The 26249-nt window shown below is 60.0% G+C and carries 25 protein-coding genes and 4 pseudogenes; 22 read left to right on the top strand and 7 right to left on the bottom strand.

Annotated elements, in window-relative coordinates; translation table 11 throughout:
* Nucleotides 1-28: 28 nt before the first annotated feature.
* The gene (locus ACVK00_RS01520) at nt 29-952 is read right to left on the bottom strand and encodes a LysR family transcriptional regulator (protein ID WP_166722977.1); all 924 of its coding nucleotides are present in this window, start codon (nt 950-952) and stop codon (nt 29-31) included.
* Nucleotides 953-1123: 171 nt separating this feature from the next.
* On the opposite strand from ACVK00_RS01520, the gene ACVK00_RS01525 reads away from it, so the two are divergent.
* The 8 genes and pseudogenes from ACVK00_RS01525 to ACVK00_RS01560 all read left to right on the top strand — a co-directional run bounded on the left by ACVK00_RS01525 (nt 1124) and on the right by ACVK00_RS01560 (nt 6819).
* Nucleotides 1124-2410, top strand: coding sequence for an MFS transporter (locus ACVK00_RS01525; protein ID WP_284893790.1), 1287 nt, complete (start codon nt 1124-1126; stop codon nt 2408-2410).
* Nucleotides 2411-2422: 12 nt separating this feature from the next.
* Complete coding sequence (locus ACVK00_RS01530) at nt 2423-3172, top strand: creatininase family protein (RefSeq protein ID WP_284893789.1); 750 nt, start codon at nt 2423-2425, stop codon at nt 3170-3172.
* Between the two features lie 131 nt (nt 3173-3303).
* A pseudogene (locus ACVK00_RS01535) lies at nt 3304-3468 on the top strand (transposase); the annotation flags it as partial.
* Nucleotides 3469-3797: 329 nt separating this feature from the next.
* The gene (locus ACVK00_RS01540) at nt 3798-4097 is read left to right on the top strand and encodes a hypothetical protein (RefSeq protein WP_354123161.1); all 300 of its coding nucleotides are present in this window, start codon (nt 3798-3800) and stop codon (nt 4095-4097) included.
* Between the two features lie 179 nt (nt 4098-4276).
* Nucleotides 4277-4432 (top strand): annotated as a pseudogene (locus ACVK00_RS01545) (DUF4236 domain-containing protein); the annotation flags it as partial.
* A gap of 147 nt (nt 4433-4579) precedes the next feature.
* Nucleotides 4580-5464 carry a hypothetical protein gene (locus ACVK00_RS01550; protein WP_284893787.1) on the top strand — a complete coding sequence of 295 codons (885 nt, stop codon included), beginning with the start codon at nt 4580-4582 and terminating at the stop codon, nt 5462-5464.
* Nucleotides 5465-6365: 901 nt separating this feature from the next.
* Nucleotides 6366-6635, top strand: a complete 270-nt coding sequence (locus tag ACVK00_RS01555) for a hypothetical protein (protein ID WP_249189599.1) — start codon at nt 6366-6368, stop codon at nt 6633-6635.
* Nucleotides 6619-6819 (top strand): BPSL0761 family protein, encoded by a 201-nt coding sequence (locus ACVK00_RS01560; protein WP_282964571.1) that lies wholly within the window; start codon nt 6619-6621, stop codon nt 6817-6819. Before ACVK00_RS01555 ends, ACVK00_RS01560 begins: the two co-directional genes overlap by 17 nt.
* Before the next feature lie 150 nt (nt 6820-6969).
* On the opposite strand, the gene ACVK00_RS01565 is transcribed toward ACVK00_RS01560, so the two are convergent.
* Nucleotides 6970-7452, bottom strand: coding sequence for a hypothetical protein (locus ACVK00_RS01565; RefSeq protein ID WP_354123162.1), 483 nt, complete (start codon nt 7450-7452; stop codon nt 6970-6972).
* A gap of 314 nt (nt 7453-7766) precedes the next feature.
* Here ACVK00_RS01565 and ACVK00_RS01570 point away from each other — a divergent pair, with 314 nt between their 5' ends.
* The 3 genes from ACVK00_RS01570 (at nt 7767) to ACVK00_RS01580 (ending at nt 9276) form a co-directional block, all read left to right on the top strand.
* Nucleotides 7767-8366 carry a substrate binding domain-containing protein gene (locus ACVK00_RS01570; protein WP_282964569.1) on the top strand — a complete coding sequence of 200 codons (600 nt, stop codon included), beginning with the start codon at nt 7767-7769 and terminating at the stop codon, nt 8364-8366.
* A gap of 22 nt (nt 8367-8388) precedes the next feature.
* Complete coding sequence (locus ACVK00_RS01575; RefSeq protein ID WP_249189597.1) at nt 8389-8646, top strand: beta family protein; 258 nt, start codon at nt 8389-8391, stop codon at nt 8644-8646.
* A gap of 405 nt (nt 8647-9051) precedes the next feature.
* Nucleotides 9052-9276, top strand: a complete 225-nt coding sequence (locus ACVK00_RS01580; protein WP_354123302.1) for a TonB C-terminal domain-containing protein — start codon at nt 9052-9054, stop codon at nt 9274-9276.
* 38 nt (nt 9277-9314) lie between these two features.
* Here the strand turns inward: ACVK00_RS01580 and ACVK00_RS01585 are convergent, their stop codons facing one another.
* Nucleotides 9315-9761, bottom strand: coding sequence for a hypothetical protein (locus tag ACVK00_RS01585; protein WP_175663608.1), 447 nt, complete (start codon nt 9759-9761; stop codon nt 9315-9317).
* Nucleotides 9758-10051 (bottom strand): SPFH domain-containing protein, encoded by a 294-nt coding sequence (locus tag ACVK00_RS01590; protein WP_407045216.1) that lies wholly within the window; start codon nt 10049-10051, stop codon nt 9758-9760. The genes ACVK00_RS01585 and ACVK00_RS01590 overlap by 4 nt, the downstream gene beginning before the upstream one ends.
* Nucleotides 10052-10904: 853 nt before the next feature.
* On the opposite strand from ACVK00_RS01590, the pseudogene ACVK00_RS01595 reads away from it, so the two are divergent.
* From ACVK00_RS01595 to ACVK00_RS01610, 4 genes and pseudogenes are all read left to right on the top strand, one after another.
* Nucleotides 10905-12910 (top strand): annotated as a pseudogene (locus ACVK00_RS01595) (AI-2E family transporter).
* Nucleotides 12911-13040: 130 nt separating this feature from the next.
* Nucleotides 13041-13280 (top strand): hypothetical protein, encoded by a 240-nt coding sequence (locus tag ACVK00_RS01600; RefSeq protein ID WP_346275215.1) that lies wholly within the window; start codon nt 13041-13043, stop codon nt 13278-13280.
* Between the two features lie 73 nt (nt 13281-13353).
* Nucleotides 13354-13653, top strand: a complete 300-nt coding sequence (locus tag ACVK00_RS01605; RefSeq protein ID WP_354123163.1) for a hypothetical protein — start codon at nt 13354-13356, stop codon at nt 13651-13653.
* Nucleotides 13654-13924: 271 nt separating this feature from the next.
* On the top strand, nt 13925-14476 hold the full coding sequence (locus ACVK00_RS01610) for a DUF1003 domain-containing protein (protein WP_012365732.1): 552 nt from the start codon (nt 13925-13927) through the stop codon (nt 14474-14476).
* Between the two features lie 227 nt (nt 14477-14703).
* Here the strand turns inward: ACVK00_RS01610 and ACVK00_RS01615 are convergent, their stop codons facing one another.
* The 3 genes from ACVK00_RS01615 to ACVK00_RS01625 form a co-directional block, all read right to left on the bottom strand.
* Nucleotides 14704-17079, bottom strand: coding sequence for an EAL domain-containing protein (locus ACVK00_RS01615; protein ID WP_354123164.1), 2376 nt, complete (start codon nt 17077-17079; stop codon nt 14704-14706).
* Nucleotides 17080-17696: 617 nt separating this feature from the next.
* Nucleotides 17697-17933, bottom strand: coding sequence for a hypothetical protein (locus ACVK00_RS01620; RefSeq protein WP_175663605.1), 237 nt, complete (start codon nt 17931-17933; stop codon nt 17697-17699).
* A 271-nt stretch (nt 17934-18204) separates the two neighbouring features.
* Nucleotides 18205-18447, bottom strand: coding sequence for a hypothetical protein (locus ACVK00_RS01625; RefSeq protein WP_175663604.1), 243 nt, complete (start codon nt 18445-18447; stop codon nt 18205-18207).
* A gap of 1364 nt (nt 18448-19811) precedes the next feature.
* Between ACVK00_RS01625 and ACVK00_RS01630 the strand changes: the two genes are divergently transcribed.
* The 7 genes and pseudogenes from ACVK00_RS01630 to ACVK00_RS01660 all read left to right on the top strand — a co-directional run bounded on the left by ACVK00_RS01630 (nt 19812) and on the right by ACVK00_RS01660 (nt 25958).
* A complete protein-coding gene (locus ACVK00_RS01630; RefSeq protein ID WP_212116188.1) occupies nt 19812-20156 on the top strand; it encodes a carboxypeptidase regulatory-like domain-containing protein in 345 nt (114 codons plus the stop codon).
* A 439-nt stretch (nt 20157-20595) separates the two neighbouring features.
* Nucleotides 20596-21414, top strand: a complete 819-nt coding sequence (locus ACVK00_RS01635; RefSeq protein WP_212116186.1) for a PRC-barrel domain-containing protein — start codon at nt 20596-20598, stop codon at nt 21412-21414.
* Nucleotides 21415-21424: 10 nt separating this feature from the next.
* Nucleotides 21425-21670 carry a hypothetical protein gene (locus tag ACVK00_RS01640; protein ID WP_354123165.1) on the top strand — a complete coding sequence of 82 codons (246 nt, stop codon included), beginning with the start codon at nt 21425-21427 and terminating at the stop codon, nt 21668-21670.
* A gap of 434 nt (nt 21671-22104) precedes the next feature.
* Nucleotides 22105-22824 carry a Crp/Fnr family transcriptional regulator gene (locus ACVK00_RS01645; protein ID WP_175663600.1) on the top strand — a complete coding sequence of 240 codons (720 nt, stop codon included), beginning with the start codon at nt 22105-22107 and terminating at the stop codon, nt 22822-22824.
* Nucleotides 22825-23574: 750 nt separating this feature from the next.
* Nucleotides 23575-23820: pseudogene (locus ACVK00_RS01650) on the top strand (transposase); the annotation flags it as partial.
* A gap of 278 nt (nt 23821-24098) precedes the next feature.
* A complete protein-coding gene (locus ACVK00_RS01655) occupies nt 24099-25388 on the top strand; it encodes a cation:proton antiporter (protein ID WP_212116181.1) in 1290 nt (429 codons plus the stop codon).
* A gap of 390 nt (nt 25389-25778) precedes the next feature.
* The gene (locus tag ACVK00_RS01660) at nt 25779-25958 is read left to right on the top strand and encodes a hypothetical protein (RefSeq protein WP_006755260.1); all 180 of its coding nucleotides are present in this window, start codon (nt 25779-25781) and stop codon (nt 25956-25958) included.
* Nucleotides 25959-26249: the final 291 nt, after the last annotated feature.

Raw genomic sequence — 26249 nt, forward strand, 5'->3', positions numbered from 1 at the left:
CTGAGCGATGACCTGTCCGTTTATTCGTCTACTCTCCGCCCTGTGCGAACATCGGCATGTCCCGCAGAATATGTTCAAGGAGCTTGAGGGCGGCCGCCGGTAACGGCCGCCCTGCCTTCGCGAGCAACCGCGCCTGGGTGCCCTTGAAGAGCGGATGATCGATCGGCACCACCGTGAGCGTGCCGGCGGCGATCTCCCGATACGCCGCGAATTCGCCGCCGATCAGCGTCATGTAGTTTTCGTAAGCGACGAACTGCTTGAGCGCCGTTAGCGAATTGGTGACCAGCGTCGGCCGTATCGTAATGTTCTCAGCGAATTCGAGCATCTTGGCCGCATGTCCGACACCGAACGATGCTGGCATCATGGCCAGCGGCCACGACAACATGTCCTCGACGCTGGCCGCGCCGCCGCGCAATGCTAGCGGATGGTCGGACCGCACCAGCAGCCCGACCGCCTGCGACGAACTCGCCAGATACTCGATACGCGGGTGCGGCGGCGGGTTGAAGGCAAGCCCGATGTGCGCGCGGCTTTCCGCCACAGCTTCCAGCACCTGATCCACGCCGAGGATCTCCATTCCGATTTCGAGCAACGGGTACTGCGCACAGAATGGCGCCAGCACCTCGTTGACCAGCGCATCCACATAGCCCTCGCTCAGGACCAGTTGGACCTGCCCCTGCTTCAGGCCCTTGAGCGCGTGGAGCTGATCCTCGAGCCGCTCCTGATGCGAGCGGTAGCCGCGCCAGAACTCGAGCAGGTGCGCGGCGGCTTCGGTCGGCCTGACGCCGCGCGCCTGGCGCTCGAACAGCGTCGCGCCAAGTTCGTCCTCGAGCAGCCGGATCTGCCGGGTAATCACCGACGGCGATGTGTTCAGGCTCTCGGCGGCGCCGCGGATGGTCCCTTGCTCGAGCACTGCGCGGAAGTAACGCAGCCGCTGCTGATTGATTTCACGCATGTCGAATCCATCCACCCGGTGATTACCGTCCCTATGGACAGATTCACACCCTACCAGATGCGTTGCCCTGTGGGCAACGAAGTGTGCACATGGTTGCTGTTGGTGATTGCGCCTCGCGCTGCCACTATCCGATGCATCAAGGCGGTACCACGTACGACATTGGAGACAGGCATGCTGGCAATCCCGAACGAAAGTGCGGTAGGCGACACCTCAAATCTCTACAGCAAGATCAACTGGCGGCTGCTGCCGTTCCTGCTGAGCTGCTACCTGTTCGCCTACCTCGATCGCGTCAACATCGGCTTTGCAAAGCTCCAGATGCAAGGCGACCTCGGTTTCTCCGATGCCGCGTACGGCGTGGGCGCCGGAATCTTCTTCATCGGCTACGTACTGTTCGAGATACCCAGTAACCTGATGTTGCCGCGCATCGGCGCGCGCAAGACCTTTAGCCGCATCCTGGTGCTGTGGGGCATTACCTCAGCCTGCATGCTGTTCGTGCGTAACGTGCCGATGTTCTACGCGATGCGCTTCGTGCTCGGCATCTTCGAAGCGGGCTTTGCGCCGGGCATGATCTACTACCTGTCGTGCTGGTATGGCCCGCAGCGCATGGCGCGCGCCATCGCCGTTGTGTTCCTTGCCGGCCCGCTCGGCGGCATTGTCGGTGGGCCGATATCGGCGTGGCTGATCACCGCGCTGTCGGGCGCCGGCGGACTGGCCGGCTGGCAATGGATGTTCCTGGTCGAGGGCCTGCCCTGTATCCTGCTCGGCGTGCTCGCACTGTTCTTCGTGCCGAACCGGCCGGCCGATGCGGCGTGGCTGACCGAGCAGGAAAAGCGCCTGCTCGCCAGCGAGATCGGATCCGCGGCGGGGCACAATCACTCTTTCCTGGCCGTGGCGCGTGACGTCCGGGTCTATGTGCTGGCCTTCGCGTACTTCTGCATCATCGCCGCCATCTATGCCATCAGCTTCTGGCTGCCGACCCTCATCAAGGCCCAGGGCGTGAGCGACACCGTACAACTCGGCTGGTACTCGGCCCTGCCCTATATTGCGGCGGCGTTCGGCATGTACTACATGGGACGCCGGTCCGACCGGGCGGGCGAACGCCGTTTCCATAGCGCGGTGCCCGCAACCATCGGAGGCCTGCTGCTGGCCGCATCCACCCTCGTCGACGGCAATCTCGCCGCATCGCTGGCGCTGCTCACGCTCGGCACCTGCGCACTGTGGATGACCTACACGGTGTTCTGGGCCATGCCCTCCGAATACATCAAGGGCCCCGGGGCAGCAGGCGGCATCGCGCTGATCAACACGATCGGGCTTTCAGGCGGCTTCTGGGGCCCGGCCATCATCGGATGGGCCAAGACGGCCACCGGCAACCTTCACCTCGGTATGCTGATCCTGGCCACGCTGCCGATCATCGCCGCACTGATCATTCTCGCCAACAAGCTACCCGCAAAGCCGTAACAAGGAGTCGTCATGCTTCTACATCTTTCCACCTGGTCCGAAATCGAGCAGTTCCTCATGCGCAGCCGCACGATCGTCGTGCCGATCGGCTCCAACGAACAGCACGGCCCTACCGGACTGCTTGGCACGGACTGGCTGTGTCCCGAGATCATCGCGCGTGAAGCCGAAAAATCCGCCGATATCCTCGTGGGACCCACGTTCAATATCGGCATGGCACAGCATCACCTTGGCTTTCCTGGCACCATCTCGCTGCGCCCGTCCACATTCATTGCCGCGATCGGCGACTGGACCCGCTCGCTGGTGGCACACGGTTTCGAGAAAATCCTGTTCCTCAATGGTCACGGCGGCAATATCTCATCGATCGATGCCGCGTTCTCCGAGCTTTATGCCGAAGCCAGCTTTGCGCGTCGCCGTGCGGGCTTCGCGCTGAAGCTTTGCAACTGGTGGGATCTTGAAGGCGTGGGCGAACTGGCGCGGGACCAGTTCCCGACGGGCCACGGCACGCATGCCACCCCGTCCGAGATTGCGATTACACAGTGGGCCTTCCCCGATTCGATCAAGTCGGCCAACTACGCGCCGCAGATCGCCAACACCGGCCCGATCCGCGAAGCACTCGACTTCCGCGCCCGCTTCCCTGACGGACGCATCGGTTCCGATCCCGGCCTGGCCACGCGCGAAAAAGGCCGCGCACTGGTTGAACTGGCCGCGCAGTCACTAGCGCGCGAACTCGAAGCCTTCGGCAGCGAGCCGATGCCCGCCTGAAACCGACCCGCTGGCGCCATTCCGATTCTCTCTGGCGCCAGTTGCCTTGACTGCTGCTGACCAGCATCACGCATTCACACGATATCCACCAACAACTGAAGGCGCTCGATATCGAGCTGTCCCCGCCGCCTCTGCAGGGATACTGGCACGGAGTTCTCGCTCGCTGCCACCATCAACTCAATACCCGCGTCGTCGACGGCATCAACAACACCATCAAGGTCATTGAGCGCCGGGCTTACGGGTACTGCGACGAGGAATACTTCTTCCTCAAGATCCGCGCCGCGTTCCCCCGCTAATCCGCGACGAACCAAAATTCGGCCCCGTTAGGTTTTACGACAACCTCACTGAATGTCGTCCACGGGTACAGTTCTCGACTGAGTCTGTGCGCGAAAAAAACAGTTGATCGCATACATAGCCGGATCGGACGGCATGCTCAAGTACCGAAGCTCGCTTTGCCAATAAGCTTTGCGTATTCCGAGGAAACCTTCCTGCTACAGTCAATTGCCTGATCCTTGGCGTTTCACTCGGCGAACGACTACCGGCGCTCATACCGCAGGTCTATCTACACTACGATCCGTACACTCAGCACCAACGCGGCGACGAACAGGTCCTTGCACGTCAGCGGATGGATTTTTTGCTGATGCTCGAACAAGGCGTGCGCATCGTGATTGAGATTGACGGCCGCCATCATTATGCGGCGTCGGATCCACACGCACCGGATCGGTTCATCGCGAACACACAGCGCTACGCCGAGATGGTAGCGGAGGATCGTCGACTACGGCTGATCGGATACGAGGTCTTCTATCGCTTTGGCGACCATGAGTTCTTGGATGTCGACCTAGAGGAGCGCAAAGTGGGTCCCAACGCTCAACAACGCGTCGCCGAATTTATCGATAGGCTGGTGGCCAAGCACGGTGTACGGTGATTGGCGCTCATTATCCATATCGGCGACAGAGCCGGACCAGGATTTGACCGTAAAACACAGAGGCGATGGTCATCCGGCTCTACTCAACACTTAAGCAGAGCAGCCACAGGTAGCTAGTCGCGATAAACGCACAGCATATGTAATATCACCCCAAACACATCGATACGGGGGACCAGACAATGACATGGCGCTTCAGAACGAGTTTCAGTCCGATTCCAGGGATACGACTGACGCTATCTCCGAGCGGAATCACGACTTCGGTCGGCGTGGGGCCGGTTCGAATCACGGGCAGTCGAAATGAAGGCGAGTTGTCGATAAGTGCTCCGGGCACTGGTCTGCCGTTCCGTCAACCCGTAGGCTCCGGCCCCATACCTGCCCCTCAACACACGCCCCTACCCTTTGTGCCTCCGGCCGCGGGCGGCTCTCCGCCAACTCCGGCACCGTCGCCTGAACCCTCGCCATTCGACAAAGCTGTCCCGCCTATGCAGGACATCAAGAGTGCCGGCTCGGGGGTTCTGACGAGTTCCGGTCTAGCCGCCTTCAAGGCAACACTCGAAACCGCCCAGCAGCAGTTTTCTGCCATCGAGCATGATCTGGGTGAAGCAAAGAAGATATCGGAACAGGATACGAGAATATACCGAAGCTGGGCCGATGGATGGCTACTGCGCCGAATCATGAGGCAGCGCTTTGCTCAGATGCAAGCAAAAGCCGAGGAGAGTCGGGCCGCTCGGCAAGAACTCGAGACTCAGCTCGAATTGTCTCGCCTACATACCCAATTTGAGGTGCCCGACGGCATAGCGAAGGCGTTTTCCCGGTTCGCTGACGACTTCACGTCGTGCACCCGATCGAAGCGCATATGGGACAACGTTGCATATCGTTCAACCAATCGAGTCGCAGAACGCACGATGGCGTCGCGCGCCGTAGACCTGAAGCCCGTAAAATTTGGCGCTCGCCAATGCGGTGTTATCGAAACGCAGATGCCGTTGCCATATCTCGAGAACGCCAACGGCGGCGACATCTACATCTGCCCCGGCTTCATCGTCTACCACGCATCCACGACCAACTATGCACTCATCGAATTCGGCGATGTGGAGCTGAAGGTCGAGCGCATCAATTTCCATGAGGAGAAAGCCGTTCCCGAAGATGCGAGGCAGGTTGGAACCACATGGGCAAAAACCAATAAGGATGGTTCACCGGACAGACGGTACAAAGACAACTATTCCATCCCAGTGATGGAGTATGCGCAACTCACGCTGAAGTCGGCGTCCGGCCTTAACGAGGAATACATTCTTAGTAACGTCAGTGCGACCGAGGCTGTCGAGCAAGCGTGGCGAGAATTGAGGGATGCTGTTAAACGGGGAACGTGAGATCTCGAAGACTTCGATGAGCGCACTCCATCATACTGGAATGCGCGGCCCTTATAAGCCTTCCCGTTGCGCGACCCTCTATGCCGCAGTGGCGGCACTGCGCAGTCGCGATCGGCACGTTGGCGTCCCAGAATGTTCAACGCAGCTGCAGCGCATTCCCGTGACAATGTTTGCGACGTCCTACAGAGAGTAGGCTGCAAGGTACCTCTTTATTGGGCAGCGCGGTAGAGGCTATCTAGCCCCGCCAGTACTTCAAGGGCACCGGAGCAGTCGTTTCGCCCGGATGCCCGATGAAGTCATGACCGGCATCCGAGGTGCCATAGACTGACGTCAGAAGGGTCAGGAGGCCCTCGGACTGAGCCAAGCATGCTGGTATATATCAGAAACGAAAAAGCCGACCCGGTGGGTCGGCTTTTTTGCGTCCAATCGCGGTCGGTTGCACCGCGAAACAAACTTTCGAACATACAGCCGATTCCCGATAAAGCAAAACGTGGCCGATCGGGGAATAAAGCATAACGTGTCCAGGTGAACAACTCATGCTCAACGGCACAACTTCTGTGCCGTTAAGCATAACTCGTCCGCCATATAAAGCATAAACAGTCCTCGCGGTATGGCGTTACTGGCAATCACATCACCCCCAAAAAACAATAAGTCGACCACTCGTGTAAATATAAAGCATATTCCGTCCATGAAAATCACCGATAAAATAGTCTAGTTTTTAACTTTAATTCGACGCAAACTCGAATACCATGAATGACAGCGCAGTATCGACGGGCCGCCAAGGTGAGAGTCGACATCTTCCCGCCAGGCCCTCATTGGTGAACAGGAGACGCTCATGACTATTTGGAGAATCGCCCCAGTGAGTGAGGAACCTGGGGTCACGTTATCGCGTTGGAGAATCATGGAAACATCGGACGGGACTCGACATTTTGTCGGCGCAGACAACCGAGATCTCACGGGACGCGTCAGCTCCGAAGTCGTTACGTTCGACCATCTCGGCTTACGTGGTGAGACTCGCTCCGGCCGAATTTATCAACTCATCGGGGAGCCTGGCTGGTCAGATAATGCGGACTATGTGTGGAAGCGCTGGTGTGCAATCAACCAAGTGGCTGCATACGTTGACGTCACCAAGCAGCTGCTTGCCGGAGCCGAGGATGACAACTCCATATGAGCGCACGAAGGCCGTCATCGATACCCGCGTGCTCCTTCAGGTGCTTGCTTCCGCCAACCATGTAGATTGCCACAGCAACGTTCAATCAGTCGCGGAACGCCTGCTCAGGCACTACCCGCTGGACGTTGACCTCGCTGTTTCGGCTGCGGCGTTGCCGGGAGTCTGGTCCGCGTCTGAACTCTAGATCGAAAAAAGCGAGCGCGGCATCGTGCCGCGCTCGCCAGTTTTCAAATTCGCTATTGAGGGCGTGCGAGTTTGTCAGGGTTGCCGCTCGTAAGGTGCCTACCTGCCCCGTGCTCTCCCCTTGCAAAGCGATATGCAGTTCGCGTAGTGGTTACGCGCTATGAAGGGAAATCAAACCATCCTCCGCCACCCAGGCGAACATTGCACTCATGTTCGTGAAGATTTCATAGAATTCCTGGTCGGCGAACGTCTTCGCGCGCTCTTCCCATTCCGCAAACTCTGCCGCCAGCTTCGCCGAAGCCTTCGGGCCAACCGTTCCCTCCTGCATCCACATGAAGAAATCTTTGAAAGCGACAGTACCACCTGTATTCAGGAGTTCGTTAGTGCAGCCAACCATGGCCGCCAATTTTATGACCCAGTCACGGCAAACGCGCCAGTGAGGAAATGAGAAGAAGAAGACTTCAGCAAGCCGGTAGGTGGCGCCAACCTCAACGCCTTCAGCCAGTTGCGGGACTTCCGGATTGCCTTCCACGACCATCAGGTCCTCCGACACGTAATCACGGCCCTTAAACTCCTTTAACGCTGCTTCATCAAGCTTCGTCAGCCCTCTGCCAGCCCAAAACAAAACACCCATGATGCACTCCATTAATGTGCGGATTCCGCTCAATCGGCAATTGTTCATCCGCATAGTCCAGTCTCGCTGCTGCGAAGGGAGATCGCGCAGAGTTATCGCCTCGATTTGTCGAATCGGGCATAGGACGTATAGTGTAGACTGAGGCGAATGACGCGATAAAAAACGCCCCCTAAATAGATGGAGTTTCCTCGAATGGAAAAAACAAGCGATAAACTAAGGAAGTTTTTGGTGTAAAAATAAATGCCCGACAAATAAGCCTGTTTTCGGCCTCAGCCCCACCAGCACCAATTTCGGCCTCAGCCCCACCAGCACCAATGGATGTAAGTGATCTCGTGCGCTCCCACCTCGCTCGAGCCAGATTAAAAGGGCCTTATCATGCGGCAGGTCCGCTCCGCTCACGGCCTGGCCTGACCGGGCCGCTGCGGTTGTCCGCCCCGTCTGACTTTGGGCGAAACCTGCTGTTGCCGTGGCTGGATGAATTTCAACACCAACACCCGGGTTTGTCGCTGCACCTCAAAATGAGCGACCGCGCGGCCGACCTCATCCGCCAGCCGTTGGATGCCGTCGTGCGCTACGGAGCGCTACCGGATTCGTCTCTGCTGGCCTTGAAGCTGGTCGACAACAACCGGCGGGCATTGTGCGCCGCGCCGCCATACCTGAAACGGCATGGCGCACCGGCCAAAGTTGATGACCTGCGGCGACACAATTGCCTTCGATACGTCTGGAGCGAGCAGCTCCATGAACGCTGGCGCTTTACCCCGCCCAGCGGCGAGCGCACCGTGGCAGTCACGGGCAATCGCATCAGCGACGATGCCGATGCCGTTCGTCGCTGGGCGGTAGCCGGGGAAGGCATTGTGTACAAGTCGCGACTGGACTACGACCCCGACCGACTGGCTAATCGTACGCGGCGGTAAAGGTGGTGGCGATTCGCGCATCATGGCCGACGTCTGCCAAAAGATCGTCGCCAGCGGTCAATTTGCCGGACCTGACTTTTCGCTGGCGGACCGATACATCTCCGATAACGCCACTGACGGTACCAACCCGGGTAATCCGCAGATCTGGCGTCAGGTCAACACGACACATCACATCACGCAAGTCGTGACCGACGTAGCGGAGGTTCGCGGAATTCATATCGTGCCGCTGCCTTCAGAGCCCGCAATACTCCAAGCGACCTTGTTCGCGTTGGGCGAGTAACGCCAATTCAATTATCCATAGCATCGATAGCACAAGGCCGCGACCGTAGAGGCCGGTCTTGCGCCGGCAACCTCCCCGAACACTCAATTGCTTGCGGCCTTGATGCATTCGAGCGCGAACTCCCCGTAGGTTTTGAAGTCCTGGTCGAGTTTGTTCGCACACATCTTGTTCCATATCCTGGCGTTGTTCGGGCTGAACTTGAAGTCCCCATGAGCACCGGTACCGACCGCATATTCGCGGTCATGCCGCCAAAGCCATTCCGAGCAAAATACTCGACGCACGATACCCCGACCTTGTCGTTGTCGGGGGAGCGAATGCCGAAATGCTGAGGTCGTTGCCGGTCCACATGCGACCGATGGACGGAGCCACCGCGTTTGAATGGCTTTCCGCTCAGTCTGCGAGGAAATGCTTCTCATCCACCGACAATGGTTCCAGCCGCTTTTTGAGGCTCGCCAAGGTCGATGGTTGTGCGATCTGCACCGTCCCACGACCCACCGGCGTGTTCTGGTGCGCGTTTCGCTCGACGACGATGGCCGAGTTTGCGATCTAAAGTTTCAGCGCAGTTGCGGCGACCCCGCGCGTGACGGACGGGTGCTCCATGCAATCGCCGTCAAGCGTTTCCCCACGTGACATCAAGCACCGTTAGCGCGGCTTGTGCGGCGCTAGTCTCAGGGCCTTGCGCAGACGATGGCGGTGAGAATGAACGGAATGACCTGATGCGCGACGGCCTTGCTGCCCGCAAGCCGAGAATGCTCCTCGACCGACTCGATCGGCGCCTTGACGACGACGCCGTAAATCGAGCCCGGCAGAGGGTGGCCGCTTCCTTGCCTGAACAGCGCGTCATACTGCTCATAGGCGAAAACGGCATAGACGTTGAAGCCGAACACCGTGAGCGCGGCGTCCCTTGTAGGCCGGAATGCGTTGATCGAATTCTCTTCGACCCGCATCGGATCGCGATCGATATAGCCGTGATTCAACAGGCGCACGATGAACGCGTGCGCATTGGTTTTACAGTCGAACTGAGCGTCTAGCGCATACGCGTGGCTCGGCGCGGGGGCAAGCCAGACTCCGCCCGCAAAGAATGCGGCCAGTGCATTGAGGAGGATTTTTCTCATGGCAGTTTGCGCGAACCTGATAGGTCCGCCGTGCTAGTCATCCGTACCACATGCCCCGGTTGGACAGGCACGCTCCAATCCGCGATCATTCTACCGATCTTGTCGCGCAGGTGCATGCCGACCGTCTTGCGATCCGACAACAGCGAGGCTGACATCGACGCCCCGATCATCTTTCGCACCGAGGCTTGCGCAACGCGCTCGATGGCTTGCCGGTAGTCGGTAATGGCGAGCGTGGCCTTCTGCGCGTCATGGACGTGCCAGAAGATGGCGGCGTCGACATTGACGGGCACGTGTCCTTGGTCGGCGCTTGTTCGGTGTTGAAGGAGGTGGTTTGAATGCGTTCTTCGGTGGCCGCGTCTACATTGTCGGGGATCGTGATGCGCATGAAAAAACCGGCACCCTCGACGCTCTGCCGCTTTCCGATCCGCAGGATCACGAATTTTTCCCACACGTTGGCGCCCCGCACGGACAGCGCGATGACGACGGCGATGATGAAGAGGAGGACCGCGGGGGTACAGGTTGTCCCACGCGCCGACAGCGAATGCCGCGGCGACAAGCGCGGCGCATAGAACCCGTGTGGTGGCATTCACGGTGGCGTTCCGTTTCGGTGACGACGGCCCGGCCGTAAGCGATGTAACGCGTTGCATCCCGAGTCGTCCTGCGCGCTCTGGCCACTGGGACCCCGGCGCTTGATCCGAACGTGCGCCCGATCGCCGGGCAAATCGGTACGCTGCCGTACCCGGATCGCGCGTGTGAACGACGGGGCGTCACGAAACGCGTTCCGAAGACTGTTTCCTCCCGTACCCACTCACCGGGCTCCGCGATGCACGAAGCATCGCTGCATCGTTCAGTATCTTCACCGGGCACGCGAATGCCGCACGGCAACTAAACCCGACCCAGCCCGGCCACAGATTGCGGGGCTCCGCAACCGGCCAGCCGTCGAGCACGGCTCCCGGGTGCCCCATCGTGCCGCGGGACTAACGAGAAGTGGCACTGCCCGAAGCGGGTACGGCACCGTACCGACTTCAAGCCAGGCTGCGAGCAACGTATGCCGTACGCTTCGATTTTCGGCCTGCATGGGGTGCATTCGCACCGGTCCGAAAGCACCCACCGGAATGGACTATATCGCGGGCATTAGCCGTCATGTTCGATTTCAAGGAGTCGCGCCCCGCGAGACCATCGGCGCGCATCAAGCCTCCTGAGACACCAGGCGTGGAGGGCTTGATTACGCTCGCCGTTGGCGTCACGGTCGTCGCTGCGCTCTATTTCGCGCGCGAGATCCTGATCCCGGTCACGCTAGCGATTCTGCTCAGCTTCCTGGTCGCTCCGCTGGCCAATCTTCTTGGCCGCATCAGGCTTGGCCATGTGGTCTCGGTTCTCCTTGCGGTGACGATGTCGCTCTCGGTGATCGTCGTGATCGGGGCAGTGATCGCCGCCCAGATCACGGATCTCGCTGTTGATATCCCCCGTTATCAGGCGAGTATCGACAAAAAGATCGATGCCGTGCATGGACTCACGGTTGAAAAATTGAACCGGCTGGCAAGTGCTGCTGGCCAGGCGCTTCAACGGGCAACCGTTGACCCGCCGAAAGCGATACGCGAATCTGCTTCATCATCCGCCGGCTCCCAACCGCCTATGGCGCTTCCCGTCGAGGTGCGCGAGCCAGCCCAGACACCATTCCAGCTTGCACGGCGCATACTGTCTCCCGTCGTCAGTCCGCTTGAGACGGCCTTCATCGTATTTATCGTCACCATCGTCATTCTGTTGCAACGTGATGATCTTCGGGATCGCACTATCCGGTTGTTTGGCTCGAGAGATCTGCATCGGACCACCACCGCAATGGACGAGGCCGCACGGCGCCTCAGCCGATATTTCGTTTCGCAACTCGGCGTAAACGCAGGCGTGGGCATCGTAATCGGGATCGGGATCGGGCTGTCCATTATTGGCGTACCGGGCCCAGTGCTGTGGGGGGGATTCTGGCCGCGCTGTTGCGTCTTGTTCCCGACGTCGGAATCTGGATCTCCGCCATTCTGGCTACCGCGCTCGCCGCGGCCGTCAGTCCGGAGTGGTCGATGGCGATCTGGTCGCTGGTGCTTTTCCTGATCGTCGAGTTGCTGGTCGGTCAGGTCGTCGAGCCGCTGCTGTACGGCCATAGCACCGGCCTTTCCCCGTTTTCGGTCGTCGTCGCTGCGATTTTTTGGAGCTGGATATGGGGGCCGATCGGGCTCATCCTGTCCACTCCGCTGACACTTTGCCTGCTGGTCCTCGGTCGCCACGTTACGCGGCTCGAATTTCTCGACGTGCTGCTTGGCGACCAGCCAGCGCTGACGCCAGTCGAAAACTTTTATCAGCGAGCGCTCGCCGGCGACCCGGACGATGCAGTAGAGCAAGCCGGGGTACTGCTTCGCGACCGGCCGCTCTCCTCCTATTACGATGAAATCGTCCTCAAGGGTTTGCAGCTTGCGGCCGACGACGTCTCGCGTGGCGGCGTATCGCCGGCACAACTGGCGCGAATCGAGACCACCGTCAACGACATCATCGAGGGTCTGGAAGGCTTCGCGGACACCGATCCGGGTACCAACGCAGCGGCGGGCAACCGGGGCGCGCTGGCGCCAGCCGCTGGCGGACAAAAGGTATCGTGCGAACCCGCGCCACATGCTGTTTCGCCCAGCATCGAAGGTCCCCCGGTTCCGCGCGCCGGCAAACAGATTCTTTGCATAGCCGGCCGGGGACCGCTCGACGAGTTGGCATCGGCCATGCTCGTCCAGCTTCTCGGCAAGCACGATCTCGATTGCCGGGTGGTCAGCTATGACGCAGCCTCGCGCGTCCGGATCGGCGGTTTGGACGTCACCGAGGTGACCGTGGTGTGTATTTTTTATCTAGGTATCGATGGAATCCCGTCCCACCTCCGTTACCTGTTGCGACGTGTACGACAACGCCTGCCGGACGCGTTGATCGTCGTTGGTCTCTGGCCGGCAGGCGATACCGATCAGTGGAGCAAGGATCTCCAGAGTGCGATCGGTGCCGATCACTATGCTACTTCGATCCGGGATATGGTCAAGGCATGCCTTGTCTCGACCGGCACGGCAAGCGCGCTCGGCCCTGAGCCACAACTTGACGGCCGTTGCAGCGTAAGGGGAATGCAGTGACAAGGGCACATGGCTGCTTGCCTTTGCAGCACAGGCACCACGATCGAATCGATACGCGCATCAATGACCTTCACGACAGGCTCAGATCACCGCGGCGCAAGAAGAACTTTGGCACAAGGCCGCGCGGGTCATGCGCGACAATGCGGGCACGATGGACGCGCTCAGACGGGCGAGAACGAGTCATGCCAACACCATGAGCGCGGTCGACGACCTCAAGTCCTATGGCCAGGTTGCCGACGTTCATGCGGACGGCATCAGAAGGCTCACCCCTGCGTTTCAGATGTTATACGACAGCATGTCCGATGCCCAGAAGAGGAATGCCGATCTGATTTTCCGGACTGACCATCGACACTCCGCGAGGAAGGGGTGATCGCGAGACACCCGCAGCGGGAAGCGGACCGGTGCCCACGTTCGGCGCTCCAGATCTCAGACAGGAGAACATCATGAAAACTCCAGATGTACGCGTCGCGTCGGTCGGCTCGATGATGACCAGAAGCATGACGGCGGTTGGCCCGGCCTTGGCGATTGGCGGCATGTCCATGGCGTCGGCGCTCGGCGCGGACTACGGCGACTACGACGGTCAGCAGCATGGCCCGTATGACGGCTATCAGCATGATCAAAGCCAGCTACAGCAGCACCGCATGGACAACGGGTACCGGCCGCACCATGGACACCGATGGGATCACCGCGATCGGCATGCCTATCAACATCCGGACAATGTCTACCGTCGCGGCGACTACTAGGACTCCCAGGACTATGTGTACGCGCCGCCCCCAGTCGTTTATGCCCCTCAGCCCGCGCCGGGCGTCAGCCTGTTCATACCGCTCCGATTCCGGTAGCGTGCGGAATCGCACGGGACGTTGTCCGCTGAGCCGAATGGCAACGGAACCGGGACAGAACGCCGTTCGGTCTCGTTCGGTTTCCGTGCTTTCCGATTGCTGCGCCGGCAACATTTTTCCATGACGTTATTGCGGTTCCATTCCGTCCGGATTGTGCGACCGCGCGGAGGGCGACATGCACAAACCTGCCGAGCTTGCCGAAAAATTCTTCGGCATACCCTATGAATCGTTGGACGAGCGCACGAAAAATGTTGCACGCCTCATCGCGGAACGAAAGCACATAGCGAGAGACTCCACGCAAACGCTCGATGCAACGGCAACGCGCGGCCAGCGCGCAGCGGATGCCGTTGCGGCCTTCGGTGGGTCGTGGATATTCATCACGTGCTTTATTGTGGTCATGGTCGTCTGGGTCAGCCTGAATTCGCTGATTCTGGCAACGTACAGCAAGGCCTTCGACCCTTACCCGTATATCCTGCTCAACCTGTTTCTGTCGATGCTGGCAGCAATCCAGGCGCCCATTATCCTGATGGCCCAGAACCGGCAGTCATACAAGGATCGGGTGTCGGCCGAACACGATTATGAAATCAATCTGAAGGCCGAACTCGAGATCATGTTGCTCCATGAAAAATTGGACGGGTTGCGCGAGGAGCAATGGACTGAATTGCTGAACATGCAGAAGGAACAGCTGGCTGCGCTGAAGAACCTGCTCGAACCTGGCAGGACGTGAGCGATCGCACATCAGGATCGGCGGCTTCGCGACGCCCCTTCTTCTTTTCCGGCAATCGGGACGTCAATGCAAGCAATTCTTCGCGGATTGCCGCGGGTGTCGCTTGACGACCCGAACCGGCCGAACCAGCCAGTCGGCTCCAGCACCATCGATTCGCTATGCGTATCGGTTTTCGATTCTTGTCAACGGGTACCCGTGCGAAACGTGCAGCCGCGACCATCGAATGCCTACCCTTCCGGACAAGGCGCCGCGCATGGCGCGATGTGGCCTTGGCGCAGGAGTTCGCTGGCGCGAGCGGCCCCCACCGCTTCGCTGAAACGGAAGCCTTGCGCACTTGTCGCCCGATTCGTCGCAGCCAGCAGCGCACGCTGTTGCTCCGTCTCCACGCCTTGGGCAATGACTCCGATCCCGATACTGTGCGCAAAGGTGACGATGGCATGTATCGTCGCCGCACTCTCTGGATCGCTGGTTGACCGGTGGATAAGGGATCGCGCGATCTTGAGATGGTTCACGCGATAAGCCTTGACATACTCAAATGACGCGTAATTGCTACCGAAATCATCGATGGCAAGCTTCGCGCCGAGCGCATGCAGCTGCGGGAGTATGTCGCTTTGTGCCCACGACAGCCTGGCCAGTGTCGCCTCGGTCACGTCGAATTCCAGATCGGAGGGGGCAAGGTGCCACTTCGCGGCAGCTTCAGCGACATCGCGCACGAACGTTTGAGCACTCCAGAGCTCGAAGAGAGACAGATTGATCGCGATCATCAGCGGGGCCACCCCCTCGTCGCGCCACGCTCTCATTTGCCGGCACGCCTGATCCAGCACCCAGCGACCAAGCGCTGCCATGGAGCCTTCCCTCTCGGCGATCGGAATGAACACACCGGGAGCAATGAGGCCTCGCGTCGGGTGATGCCAGCGAACCAGCCCTTCCATTCCGAGAATGTTTCCGGAGGACAACTCAACCTCGGGTTGGTACTGGAGTTCCAGCTCGCCGCGATCCATCGCTCCTTTCAAGTTGTCGGCGAGTGCGACACGTTCGCGTACTTCGTGGTCCAGTTCGTCGGAATGAAAGCGGTACCGGTTGCCGCCGTGATGCTTCGCGCGGTGGAGCGCCAAATCGGTCTGCATCAGCATGGCGTCTGCTCCACTGTCGCCCTGGACGTACGCCCGGATGCCGATGCTCACCGAAATCCGCACATCGTTACCATCAAGCAGATAGGGAGCCGCCAGCGCCGCCTGGAGCTTCGCAGCCAGTGCCCCGGCGTCCGCCGGCTCGATGATCTCGCCCTGCACCACGGCAAACGCATCGCCGCCCAACCGTGCAACCAGGTCGCTTTCCTGAACGCAATTCCCGAGGCGCTCCGCCACCTCCCGAAGCAACGGGTCGCCGATCGGATAACCCAGCCTGTCGTTGACCGGCCTGAAGCGGTCGAGAGCGACAAACAAGATCGCAAACGGCATGGTGCCATGTCGGGCCGCGGCGAAAGCGTGGCGCACCCGCGCGAGGAAGCCGGCACGATTCGCCGTTCCCGTGAGCGCGTCGGTATGAGCGAGCCGCGCGATCTTTTCCTCCGCCGCCTTGCGCTCGGCAATGTCGATGATGATCCCTTCGACTTCGATTAGCCGTCCATCCTTGTCGCGAACCGGAACATAGCGATTCTCGACACAACGGTAAGCGCCGTCGCCAGTGCGCAAGCGGAACTCGATCGAGACGCCTTCGGTGTCCTTGTCCAGTATTCGCGCCAGCGCCGCATCGACTCTGGCCTGGTCGTCCTGCGCGACAAGCTCGTTGGCCCAGACTGGCGAAGCGAGCAAGGTAGCGCGGTCGTGGCCGAACCTGGCGATGTCATGCGATATGTAGATGAGCGGAAACGACGGCACGCCGCGCAGACGGTAAAGAATGACCGGACTGTTCTGGACGATGACGTTGGCTTCGGCAAGCGCATTGATTCTTTCCTCGACGAGCTCTTCCAGGTCGCCCGTCTTGAAGGCCGCCTCTTTCGTCATCTGCCACTTCGTGGTCAGCACGCTGGCCGTCTGACGGACCTCGATGTTGTTCAATGGCTTCTTGAGAATGAGCAGCCGGTCGTCTGCGCCCAGGCGCCTGGCCAGGGTGCCCCAAGGGGTATCGGAATGCGGGCTGCATAGGGCAAACTGCAGCTTCGGATCCACTTGCCAGAGTCGCTCGATGGTCTGAAGGCAGTCCCAACCGTGCAGCATGTGCGTGTCGACAAAGGCCATCGCATAGGGTTTGTCCTCCTCCAGCGCACGCACGACCCGCTCCAGCGCGTCCCGGCCCTGATAGGCGCAATCGATCTGAAACGCCGCTCGACCGGCTGGAACCTCGCCGAACAACGGCGCCCGGGTTGCGGCCAGCGCAGTTTCGCCGTCCAGTGGGCGAGCGAGGATCTTGCGGAAATTCTGGTGCGCCGCAACGTTGTCGTTGATCACGAGGACGCGACGATTGACCGAATCGCTCTGCGCGCTCACGCAGGACCCTTGACGGTGCCAGTGGTGGGTCGAGGGCAACGGTTTCGCCTTTGCAGGCGTCATCGCACCGTGTCTGCCGGAGCGCACGCGCCTGGGCAGCCAGTGCGGTTCCATGTAAGCCCCGGCGTGAGGCCCAGATCGTGCCTCCCCCTGTCCGTGGTGAAGCCTAGATTGAAAACGCATGCCAGGTTCTCCCCGCAATCCCGGTAACGGTTGCCGCTGAATCGAACGGATCTCAAGTGTTGCGCCGACAAAAAGTGCGCCGAACACGGATAGGGACGCATCGATCCCGCCCAGCGCGATCGCATTCGTATCGAGCCGATTGGCGGCGTGGGGTCGGTCGAAGCCTCACGGTGACGGGTCGGGCCGCAGATACACGATTGCTTAGGACAGTTGGACGATTCCGGCCGCTCCACGCTTGCAGCGATGTTGGTTCAATACGTCAACGTCGACTCACCGCGGCACCGCTGTACGTCTGGCCCCGCATGTGTTGGGTCGAACTCAGCCCCAAAGATTGGCCCAATTTCGTCAGACGATCGAAGTATAGTCGCGCGCATCGATCTGACAAACTTTCGTGACCGTGAATCTCATTCGCGCTTGACGGCGAATCGACGGTCGGACGCGGTATGGTCAGGTTGGGGGGCGGGTAGCCGCGCACCTGATAGACGCCGGGCACATCGCAGCAGCCGACGAAACGATGGCCACCACTTTCCGCTGGGACGCACATGCAATCAATCAGCGGGGCCGAGCAGAACGTCAATCGCTGCCTGCCCAGCGATCTCGGCAACAAGGTATGCCCAGCGTCGGGTAAATGGGCCGTTTCGAAGCGGTATCCGATGCCCATGCGCGCCAAGTATGCCGAGATTGTCGCGCCCCTTTATCTGGAACGTGACATCGAACATATCTGGAGCGGATGCGATCAGTTGGATATCAATTTCAAATCCGCGGTACTTGATCGTGCGCTGCATGACAACCTCCGCTACTTGGAAGGAGCCTAGCATGAATGAAATACGCTTGAGATCGCCGGCGTGTGGTCAAGCACCTGCAGGACATCAGCGAGGATGAAGTGGAGGACTAAGGCACGTTCGCTGGAGCGTACCAGTACGATAACGGCGAAGGCACTCAGACGGCGCGCGAGTCGTATCAGTGACTGTGGGACAGGCTGACCGCCGCGCGGGGCGATAGCAGGGACGCAAATCCGTGGGTCTGGGTCGCCGAATTCAGGAGGGTGTCTTGAGACTACTCATCCCCGAAACTTCCCTCGTCGATGAGCAAGTGGCAGTAGGCGTTAGAGGCGTCGAGGGCTAGGCTCTCAGAAATGAACATGCCAGGCACATTCATCTGCGAAATCACGGTTTCGGTTGTACCGTTCCAATGACGCCGAAGAACATCAATCGTGCTGCACCACTGGCCATTGTCGCCAAATTTTGCAGAGACTCGATAGAAATAGCCGCGATATGGCTTGAATCCGTCCAGATTCATTGCAGCCCCCTGCTCGGCCAGTGGTCATCGTAGCACGCGCCGGATACTGAGATTGCAGGAAGCGGCGCACCGAATGTTTAAATTTGACGGGGAGCTTTGGCGGGCATGGCGTCAAATTTACAACAGCCACCATTGTATCCGGATCACGCTTGATCGCCCCAATCTCGACGTCGTAGCCACGATAGGCCGCGTGCTTGCCGTCTTCGGTCACGCGCGGCTCGCAGTTCATCTCCTAACCCGTCACAAATTTTTCTGCATTGCATCAACGTACCTTTTGAGACAGGAGGGTTCGTAGCATGGACCTATCCAAAGGCAAGCGCGCAACTGCGAAGGAGGCCGCCGCTTTCCCCGGCGTTGCCTACCAAACATCAGTTGCATCGATCGCGGCTGCACTGTGATTCAGCGATTCAGGCTGGGACATAAAACGCTTGTCTACGACCTCGACTCGCTATACAGGTATCTCGCGTCATGCACATCGAAACCATCACAAAAAATGGCCGCAGGCGGGTTCGCTGGACGTTCGAGCGCGTCATCGAAGGCGCGCGTATCCGTAAAACCAAAGGCATTCCCTGCGGGACTTTCTGTGCGCGAAGTTGGCGAGTTAGGCCGCCAGTGGGATGCAGAGGTGTATGCACTCGCAACTGGGTGCGCGAATACCGACCGTAACAATTGGCGAATGCGTACAGATCCACGTATGGACAAAGGGTCCGAGTAGAAGGATCGCAAGACCCGGTTTCAAATTCTCACGAAGTATTCGCCCGAATTTGAGGATCAAGCGGCGCTGATTCTGTACGACTGTTCGATTCGATTTGCGGGTTCATGCGCTCGAACGTTGACCGCCAGCGCGGCTGGATGCAACGGTCGAACGCGGTGCCATGCCCCCCGAACGGAGACCGAGTGGACACGCAGCAAGACGGTTCGACCGGCATGTCGCCGTCCAGGTACGCCCGCCGTCGAGTGCGCCCATGGCCGATCTTAGGAGCTGCTTTCAATCGATTGTCAGTAGGAGCGAAAAACACATAGCGTAACGGGGCCCCTCTTCGCCCGACGGTGAAGGGAACCGTCCGCAGAGCATGCGAACGGGTCCTTCGACAACAAGCGGCACGCAATCGAATGAAGAGCAAGCGTCCGGCACGAACGGACATGCGGCACGAATAACCGCATTTGTGAGCGCCGGGCCTGCTCTGTCAGTCAGACCGTGCCCCCACACCTCGACTCCCCCGCCTGATCCTCTAGGAGATCCCTCATGAAAACCCCTGAGCCCTCAATGCTCGCGCTTCTTCTCAGCGCCATGTTCGTCGGAATCGCCCCAGCCGCAGCCCCCGGCAACCTCCCTCCGATACAGCGCGCCAATCAGGTCCTACTTGTCAGGCGGCATTGGACTGGATCAATCGATCGCCATCAAGGGGGCCATGCGCGGCTACGTTCTCGTGCTCACCTTCATCCGCCGCACCCGAGGCGGGAACGAATATTTGTCCGACGTACTGGTGACGATCACGGGTATGAAAGGAAATACGGTTCCGGAGACGCCGTCCGATGGCCGCCCGTTCATGCTGGCCAATCTGAGAATCGGACGTTGTGCGATCAATGCCAGCTATAAGGGCCGATCCGAACGATACATCGTGGATGCATACGTTCATCTGGTTCATGTAAGCATGAGAACCCGTTTTTTCTTCACACACGCGGCTGTCGGTCCAACGACCTGTTGAGCCTACACGGCCGCGTCTATCCGCCGAGGCACGGCGTCCCGTTGTAATCGACGATGAAGCAACAATCCGCACTGCGAGTTCGCCGTCGGCAGCCAATTCGCATTGTCGAATGCCTGCATCCTCGGCTTCACGTCACATCCGCGTAACTCGCCAACGCTTGAAACGCATCGGCCTTTCCATTCGAGTCGATTCGACACCCTGATCTGCATCGATTGGCACGCACTCTGTACGCTTTCGTACCGCGTTGATTGCGCATTGCCGGTACCGTGTAAAGCATGCCGGTTATCCGTTACGACGTCGCGCCAGACTGCGAACCGCGTGAATGAAAGGGATCGGCACGAATCGCCCTTCATCCGCGGGCGAGTGACTGGACGCCACCGCACGGCTCGCGATTCAGCCGGATCATCGGCATGCCGCGCATCGATCTGAAGAGAACATCATGTTACGAAGCACCAAGGCATTACACGGAAGTGCGGTGCGTGCAAAGGACGGAGACATCGGACACGTCAATCAAGCCTACTTCGACAACGACTGGTGCATCCGTTACCTCGTCGTCAAGACGGAGGACTGGCTGCACGAGAGGCAGGTGCTCATCTCGCCCTACTGCATCAAGCACACCGACTCCCGGTCCAGCACGCTGCATGTCGACCTCACGCGCCAGCAAGTGGGAGACAGCCCGGATCTGGACACACACCAACCCGTATCCCGCCAACACGAGATCGAATACCTGAGCTACTACCATTATCCGCGCTACTGGGATGGCCCGAACCGGTGGGGCATGGCCGGATACCCTACGTCCGGTTCTGCCACCCTGTCGCGAGAACTCGAGGCCGGAAATCCGCTCCCCTCCCTCACAATGCCCCGCGATGTGCCGGCCGATGTGCCGACGGATACGCATCTGCACGGCACCAGCAGAGTCAAGGGCTATCGGCTCGAAGCCACGGCCGGACGCATCGGCCACGTGTCTGACTTCGTCTACGACGATGAAGCCTGGGTGATCCGCTATCTCGCAATCAGTACGCGGAACTGGTGGTTGACCAACAAGGAAATTCTGATCGCAACGCACTGGCTCGACCGGGTGAACTGGGCCACGGAAACGGTATCAACCGCGCTCAACCGCGACTCGATTCGCCACAGTCCCGAATACGACGATTCACAGCCCTTCTACCGAAGCGACGAGATTGCGTTGTATCAGTTTTACGGCAAGCATGGCTACTGGCTGAATGCCGAATCATCCTCGGCCCGCGGGACGCTTTGATGCCACCAGCATGACCGCTGCGGCCCTCAGGGTCGTCCATCGCGAACTCTTTATCGGTTCGTATCGAAAAAGCTACGTGTTCGCGTTCATGCCCGTCATCTCGGCCGCAGAATTCATCGAACTGGTCAATCCGCGCCTGCCGTTGCATCACGTATTCAAGGCCGGGAAGCGCGTGTTTCTCGTGACGCCTGCATCTGCCGATACCGGTGCGACCAAGTTCGACTTTTCGCCAAGACGCGCCGGGCGAGCGGCGTAGTCATCTATCTACGTTCGTCTCGTCCGTCGGTCAATCGCCGTCGCGCACTTCGATTAGATCCACCACCTCGACCTACCTCCCCACCTGGACGCCGAGTACCGACGCACCCGAGTCATCGCGGCACACCGTTCCGCGGTCGACGCCGGGCAGGCCTGGCGACCGCGATTTCCCTTCAAACGCTCCGTGAAATATCGGTTCCGTATCGGGCGCACGTGATTGCGCGCACCTTGATGAGACATGTGCCAACACTATAATTTTTTTGAAGGTAAGTTCGCATTCGAACGACATTCCGAACTCATAGAAAAAAGGACGCATTGCCGCCATCCTGTCCGGTCGTCGGATCGGTAAAGTATGATGGGTGTCTCGTCCCGCCGATTTCTGCTGCGCCCATATCGGCCGGATTCACCATCGTCAGCCGCGCGCAGGAGCCTCGCATGCAGGACAACCCGCCCATTACCGAAAATCACCTGCTTGCCGCGCTGCCCGAAAACGAACGCGCTCACCTCGCCGCTCACCTGGCCCTTGTCGACATGCCGTTGGGAAAAGTGCTGTACGAGTCGGGGGGCCAGCTTCATCACGTCTTTTTTCCGACCACGTCGATCGTTTCGTTGCTGTATGTGATGGAGGACGGCTCGTCCGCTGAAATCGCGATCGTCGGCCATGAGGGCATGATCGGCGTGTCGCTGTTCATGGGCGGCGAAACGACGCCGAGTCGCGCCGTCGTGCAAAGCGCGGGGCAGGCCTACCGGCTCGACGCGCGCATTCTGAAAGAAGAATTCCGGCGCGGCAATGCGATGCAACGCCTGTTGTTGCGCTATACCCAGGCGCTCATCACGCAGATGGCTCAGACCGCAGTATGCAACCGGCATCACTCGATCGACCAGCAACTTTGCCGCTGGCTGCTGCTCAGCCTCGACCGCCTGCCTTCGAACCAGTTGCGCATGACGCAGGAGCTGATCGCCAACATGCTGGGCGTGCGCAGGTCGGGCGTGACAGAAGCTGCATTGAAGCTGCAAGACGCAGGCCTCATCCGCTACAACTACGGCCATATCGAAGTGCTGGACCGCCCGGGGCTCGAAAAACGCGTGTGCGAATGCTATGGGGTGGTCAAACGCGAATTCGATCGCCTGCTTCCCGATCTGAAGCGACTCTAGTCGCTACTGCACCGCGAATGTCCGTGACGCTCCCGAAGGCGTGAAACCGGAGCATCGACACGTTCGCGCTCTCGACGAGACGGATTAGCTACCTTCCGACTACCCAGTACGGAGTCCGGTTGTAGTACTGGTGAAGCGACAATCCCCACTGTGATTGCATCATCACCGGCCAATGCTCGTCGTCGAAGTTCGGGCTGCCTTTGACATGCGCGCCGCGCAACCTGCACTAACGGTGCTTGATGTGCGGCGACTTCCGGTGATGCTTTCGATGGGCCGGGCGCGAAATCATCCTGGTGACACCGCCGATCGATGGCGGATCGCTGGCGGGGAATGTCCCCTCGACCGCCTCGTCGACATTGCGTTCGCTCTTGCCACCGTTCGTATGCTGCTCTCGATACCTGCTGCGCATATCCACCTCCATGGAACTGAGTGCCGGACGAGGCCGGCCCGGATTCGACGCGCTGCGTGTCGGCGACACGCCAGCGTGGAATGCCGCCGGTCACAACGCCAGCATAGGCCCGATCCGAATATTCCGCCGGGAACGCGCGTGTTTCGCCGCAACGCGCCGGACATGCCGGTCCGCACACGCTCGGGGGCCGCTCCGGTTCCGCTCGTCACCCGCACCGACAAACCGTCCGGCATCGGACATACTGAGCCCGCGCGTCGAGCGTATAGCGCGTATGACCTGAGCCGTTTCTTGTAGCATTTGGCAAGTGAGTTCTCTTTTATCCTGGTGGCAAGGAGAACTCGATGAAGAAGCGATTTACCGACGAGCAGATCATCCGCAACTTGCGGGAGGCCGAGAACCGGGACGAGCCGGTGAAGGATCGGTGCAAGCGCCACAACATCTCGGAACAGACGTTCTATCGTTGGCGCAACAAGTTGACTCGGCGGGGTCTCTCGCAACGCAAGGCATGTGGTTATCTGGGGTTGAGCTGCCGAGTGGCCACTTGTACGCTCAAGCAACCGGAGAAAGATCGGATCTACAACGAGCGCCGGCCTCATAGCGCGCATCGCTATCAACCTCCTGCCACGGTCCGTCGAGCCTGGCTGGATTCCGATAATATCGACGCGAGACTCACTACTTGATCGGTCACGAAATTCCGCCTCAGGTTAGGTACGACCAGCGCGATATCGTGCGACGAATGCGAGGCATCGACGCCCATCCCGGTGTGTGCCGTCCCGCGCGTGCCGCGTGCAGTCTCGACGACACCGCATGGCGACCTGCGCTCGACGCGCGGCGAGCGCGACGTTATCCATGCAGGACATTCAAAGTGACCGAAACGATTGGATGCCTCATCTTCGGGGCCCTACTGATTTTCATGGGACTCATCGGATCGTCGCTTAAGCGCTTGCCGCTGAGCGCGGCCATGGTGTATCTCGGCATCGGCTTTCTGATCGGGCCGTCCGGTATCGGTTTCCTGGCGATGACATTGCCTGATGACGTCACGCGCTTGCGCATCGCTGCCGAAATCGGCTTGCTGATCTCGCTGTTCGCGATCGGCCTGAGGTTGCGTGTCCCGCCCGCCGATCGCCGCTGGATGCTGCCGCTGCGGCTTGGCGTCGTCGCGATGATCTTCACCGTCGCGTCGATCGCCGCGCTTGGCATGCTGGTGCTGCATTTGAGTCTCGGCGTCGCGGTGCTGCTGGGTGCGATGATCGCGCCGACGGATCCCGTGCTCGCTCATGACGTCGGCGTGCGCGACGCGGGTGATGTCGAACTGGTGCGCTTTTCGTTGTCTGGCGAAGGCGGGATCAACGACGGCACGGCCTATCCGTGCGCGGTGCTCGGCCTGCTATTGTGCGATTCCAGCACGACGTCGGCGCTTCACTGGAACATGGTCGGCGGCGTTGCATGGGGTATCGCCTCCGGTGTGGGCGTCGGCTGGTTGCTTGGCTTGGCCACCGCCCGGCTCGTCGCATTTCTGCGCAGCCGTCACGGACAGGCGCTCGGCCTCGAAGGGTTTTTCGCGCTGGGCCTGATCATGCTGTCATATGGCGCGGCGCTCGCCGTTCACGGCTACGGGTTCCTGGCCGTGTTCGCTGCGGGCGTCGCGATGCGACGCGTCGAGCATCGCACGAGCGGCCGGAAGACGTCGAAGGAGACGGTCGGCGTCGTGGACAGCGAGGATGTCGAAGCCACCTCCACCAACCCCGACAAAGCTCATGCCTTCGTCGCTGAATCGGTCATGGGATTCACGATCGAGCTGGAACACATCGCCGAAGCCGTGCTGATCCTGCTGATTGGCGCGCTCGTCTCCCGCTATTGGGCCGATATGCTCACCTGGACAGGCGCGGCCGTGGTTGCGTCACTGCTGCTCGTCATCCGGCCGACCGCTACCTGGCTTGCGCTGATCGGTTCCCGGGCGTCGCGCCACCAGCGCCGGCTGATCGGCTGGTTCGGCATCCGTGGCGTGGGTTCCCTGTATTACCTGATGCTGTCCCTCGAGCAAGGGCCGCGCGCGCAACTGTTGCCGCTGGTTCCGCAAGTACTGGCCATCATCGCCGTGTCGATCGTGCTGCACGGCATTTCGGCCACGCCGCTTATGCGCCGCTATGCGTAAGACTCAGGCGGACGCCGTGGCGCGCTGCGCGCCAGCGTCGAGCGGTCCAGTGCGATGCCGCCGGCACGCAAGTGCCGGGTGGCCGGACGCAAGTCGCCCTTCTCCTTCATGCAGGACACGTGCTCGATGCACCCGGTTCGGAACGTGCATCGAATCTTTCGATATCAAAGTAGCCGAACGCTGGCGCGGAGCCTGGCCGGCAAAGTACCGGGCGCACGCGGGTCATGGCGGACATCGCCGGAAAGCATCTGCATGACGATTTGAAGCGACGCCAACCACCACTGCACGGCATCGTACCGACTCCCCCCTTTTTCTCGCCCATTCTGTGTCTGCACACATTTGCGGCAGTGGTCGATATCGATACACGGTACGCTCCAATCAGGAGGATCCATGAAACATCATTTAGGCACACCACTTGATCAACGCGATCAGGCGACCCGACAGAAGCAGCGGGAAGATTTCGACCGCGCCGACATCGAGCGGTCCGAAAAGCGCATCCGGCAGGATGCCGGCATCAATTCCAATGCGACCAAGTGGCGTTATTCGCGTCCCGACAATCGGGCGAGATGAGCGATGCAAGGCGCCTTATGGCTTCCACGAGGCCGACCGGTGTTCAGCCGTCATATCGCGATGGAGCGTGGCCAGCGAGTTCGCGGCTAGACTGGCGGGCCTCTGGGCCGACGCATTTGACTGGGTACAGGCACGCTCCAATCTGCGCTTGCCGCGGTGTGCAGGGTCAACGGTGTCGAGTCCCGTCGCTACCTCGTCATGTAGGGCAGCACATCGCCGTTCGCCACAATCGCCGAGCCGACGATCACGAGGCACGGATGCCATGACGGTGCGATCTCATGTGAAAAGCGC

The organism is Burkholderia sp. PvR073 (genome assembly GCF_054055695.1).

Coding starts and splice junctions, on each gene's coding strand:
- ACVK00_RS01520 (WP_166722977.1), bottom strand. CDS start 952: ATGCGTGAAATCAATCAGCAGCGGCTGCGTTACTTCCGCGCAGTGCTC.
- ACVK00_RS01530 (WP_284893789.1), top strand. CDS start 2,423: ATGCTTCTACATCTTTCCACCTGGTCCGAAATCGAGCAGTTCCTCATG.
- ACVK00_RS01550 (WP_284893787.1), top strand. CDS start 4,580: ATGCAGGACATCAAGAGTGCCGGCTCGGGGGTTCTGACGAGTTCCGGT.
- ACVK00_RS01610 (WP_012365732.1), top strand. CDS start 13,925: ATGCACAAACCTGCCGAGCTTGCCGAAAAATTCTTCGGCATACCCTAT.
- ACVK00_RS01605 (WP_354123163.1), top strand. CDS start 13,354: ATGAAAACTCCAGATGTACGCGTCGCGTCGGTCGGCTCGATGATGACC.
- ACVK00_RS01570 (WP_282964569.1), top strand. CDS start 7,767: ATGGATGTAAGTGATCTCGTGCGCTCCCACCTCGCTCGAGCCAGATTA.
- ACVK00_RS01585 (WP_175663608.1), bottom strand. CDS start 9,761: ATGAGAAAAATCCTCCTCAATGCACTGGCCGCATTCTTTGCGGGCGGA.
- ACVK00_RS01640 (WP_354123165.1), top strand. CDS start 21,425: ATGACCGCTGCGGCCCTCAGGGTCGTCCATCGCGAACTCTTTATCGGT.
- ACVK00_RS01635 (WP_212116186.1), top strand. CDS start 20,596: ATGTTACGAAGCACCAAGGCATTACACGGAAGTGCGGTGCGTGCAAAG.
- ACVK00_RS01645 (WP_175663600.1), top strand. CDS start 22,105: ATGCAGGACAACCCGCCCATTACCGAAAATCACCTGCTTGCCGCGCTG.
- ACVK00_RS01620 (WP_175663605.1), bottom strand. CDS start 17,933: ATGCAGCGCACGATCAAGTACCGCGGATTTGAAATTGATATCCAACTG.
- ACVK00_RS01525 (WP_284893790.1), top strand. CDS start 1,124: ATGCTGGCAATCCCGAACGAAAGTGCGGTAGGCGACACCTCAAATCTC.
- ACVK00_RS01560 (WP_282964571.1), top strand. CDS start 6,619: ATGACAACTCCATATGAGCGCACGAAGGCCGTCATCGATACCCGCGTG.
- ACVK00_RS01580 (WP_354123302.1), top strand. CDS start 9,052: ATGCTTCTCATCCACCGACAATGGTTCCAGCCGCTTTTTGAGGCTCGC.
- ACVK00_RS01565 (WP_354123162.1), bottom strand. CDS start 7,452: ATGGGTGTTTTGTTTTGGGCTGGCAGAGGGCTGACGAAGCTTGATGAA.
- ACVK00_RS01625 (WP_175663604.1), bottom strand. CDS start 18,447: ATGAATCTGGACGGATTCAAGCCATATCGCGGCTATTTCTATCGAGTC.
- ACVK00_RS01660 (WP_006755260.1), top strand. CDS start 25,779: ATGAAACATCATTTAGGCACACCACTTGATCAACGCGATCAGGCGACC.
- ACVK00_RS01575 (WP_249189597.1), top strand. CDS start 8,389: ATGGCCGACGTCTGCCAAAAGATCGTCGCCAGCGGTCAATTTGCCGGA.
- ACVK00_RS01600 (WP_346275215.1), top strand. CDS start 13,041: ATGCGCGACAATGCGGGCACGATGGACGCGCTCAGACGGGCGAGAACG.
- ACVK00_RS01540 (WP_354123161.1), top strand. CDS start 3,798: ATGGATTTTTTGCTGATGCTCGAACAAGGCGTGCGCATCGTGATTGAG.
- ACVK00_RS01555 (WP_249189599.1), top strand. CDS start 6,366: ATGGAAACATCGGACGGGACTCGACATTTTGTCGGCGCAGACAACCGA.
- ACVK00_RS01615 (WP_354123164.1), bottom strand. CDS start 17,079: ATGGAACCGCACTGGCTGCCCAGGCGCGTGCGCTCCGGCAGACACGGT.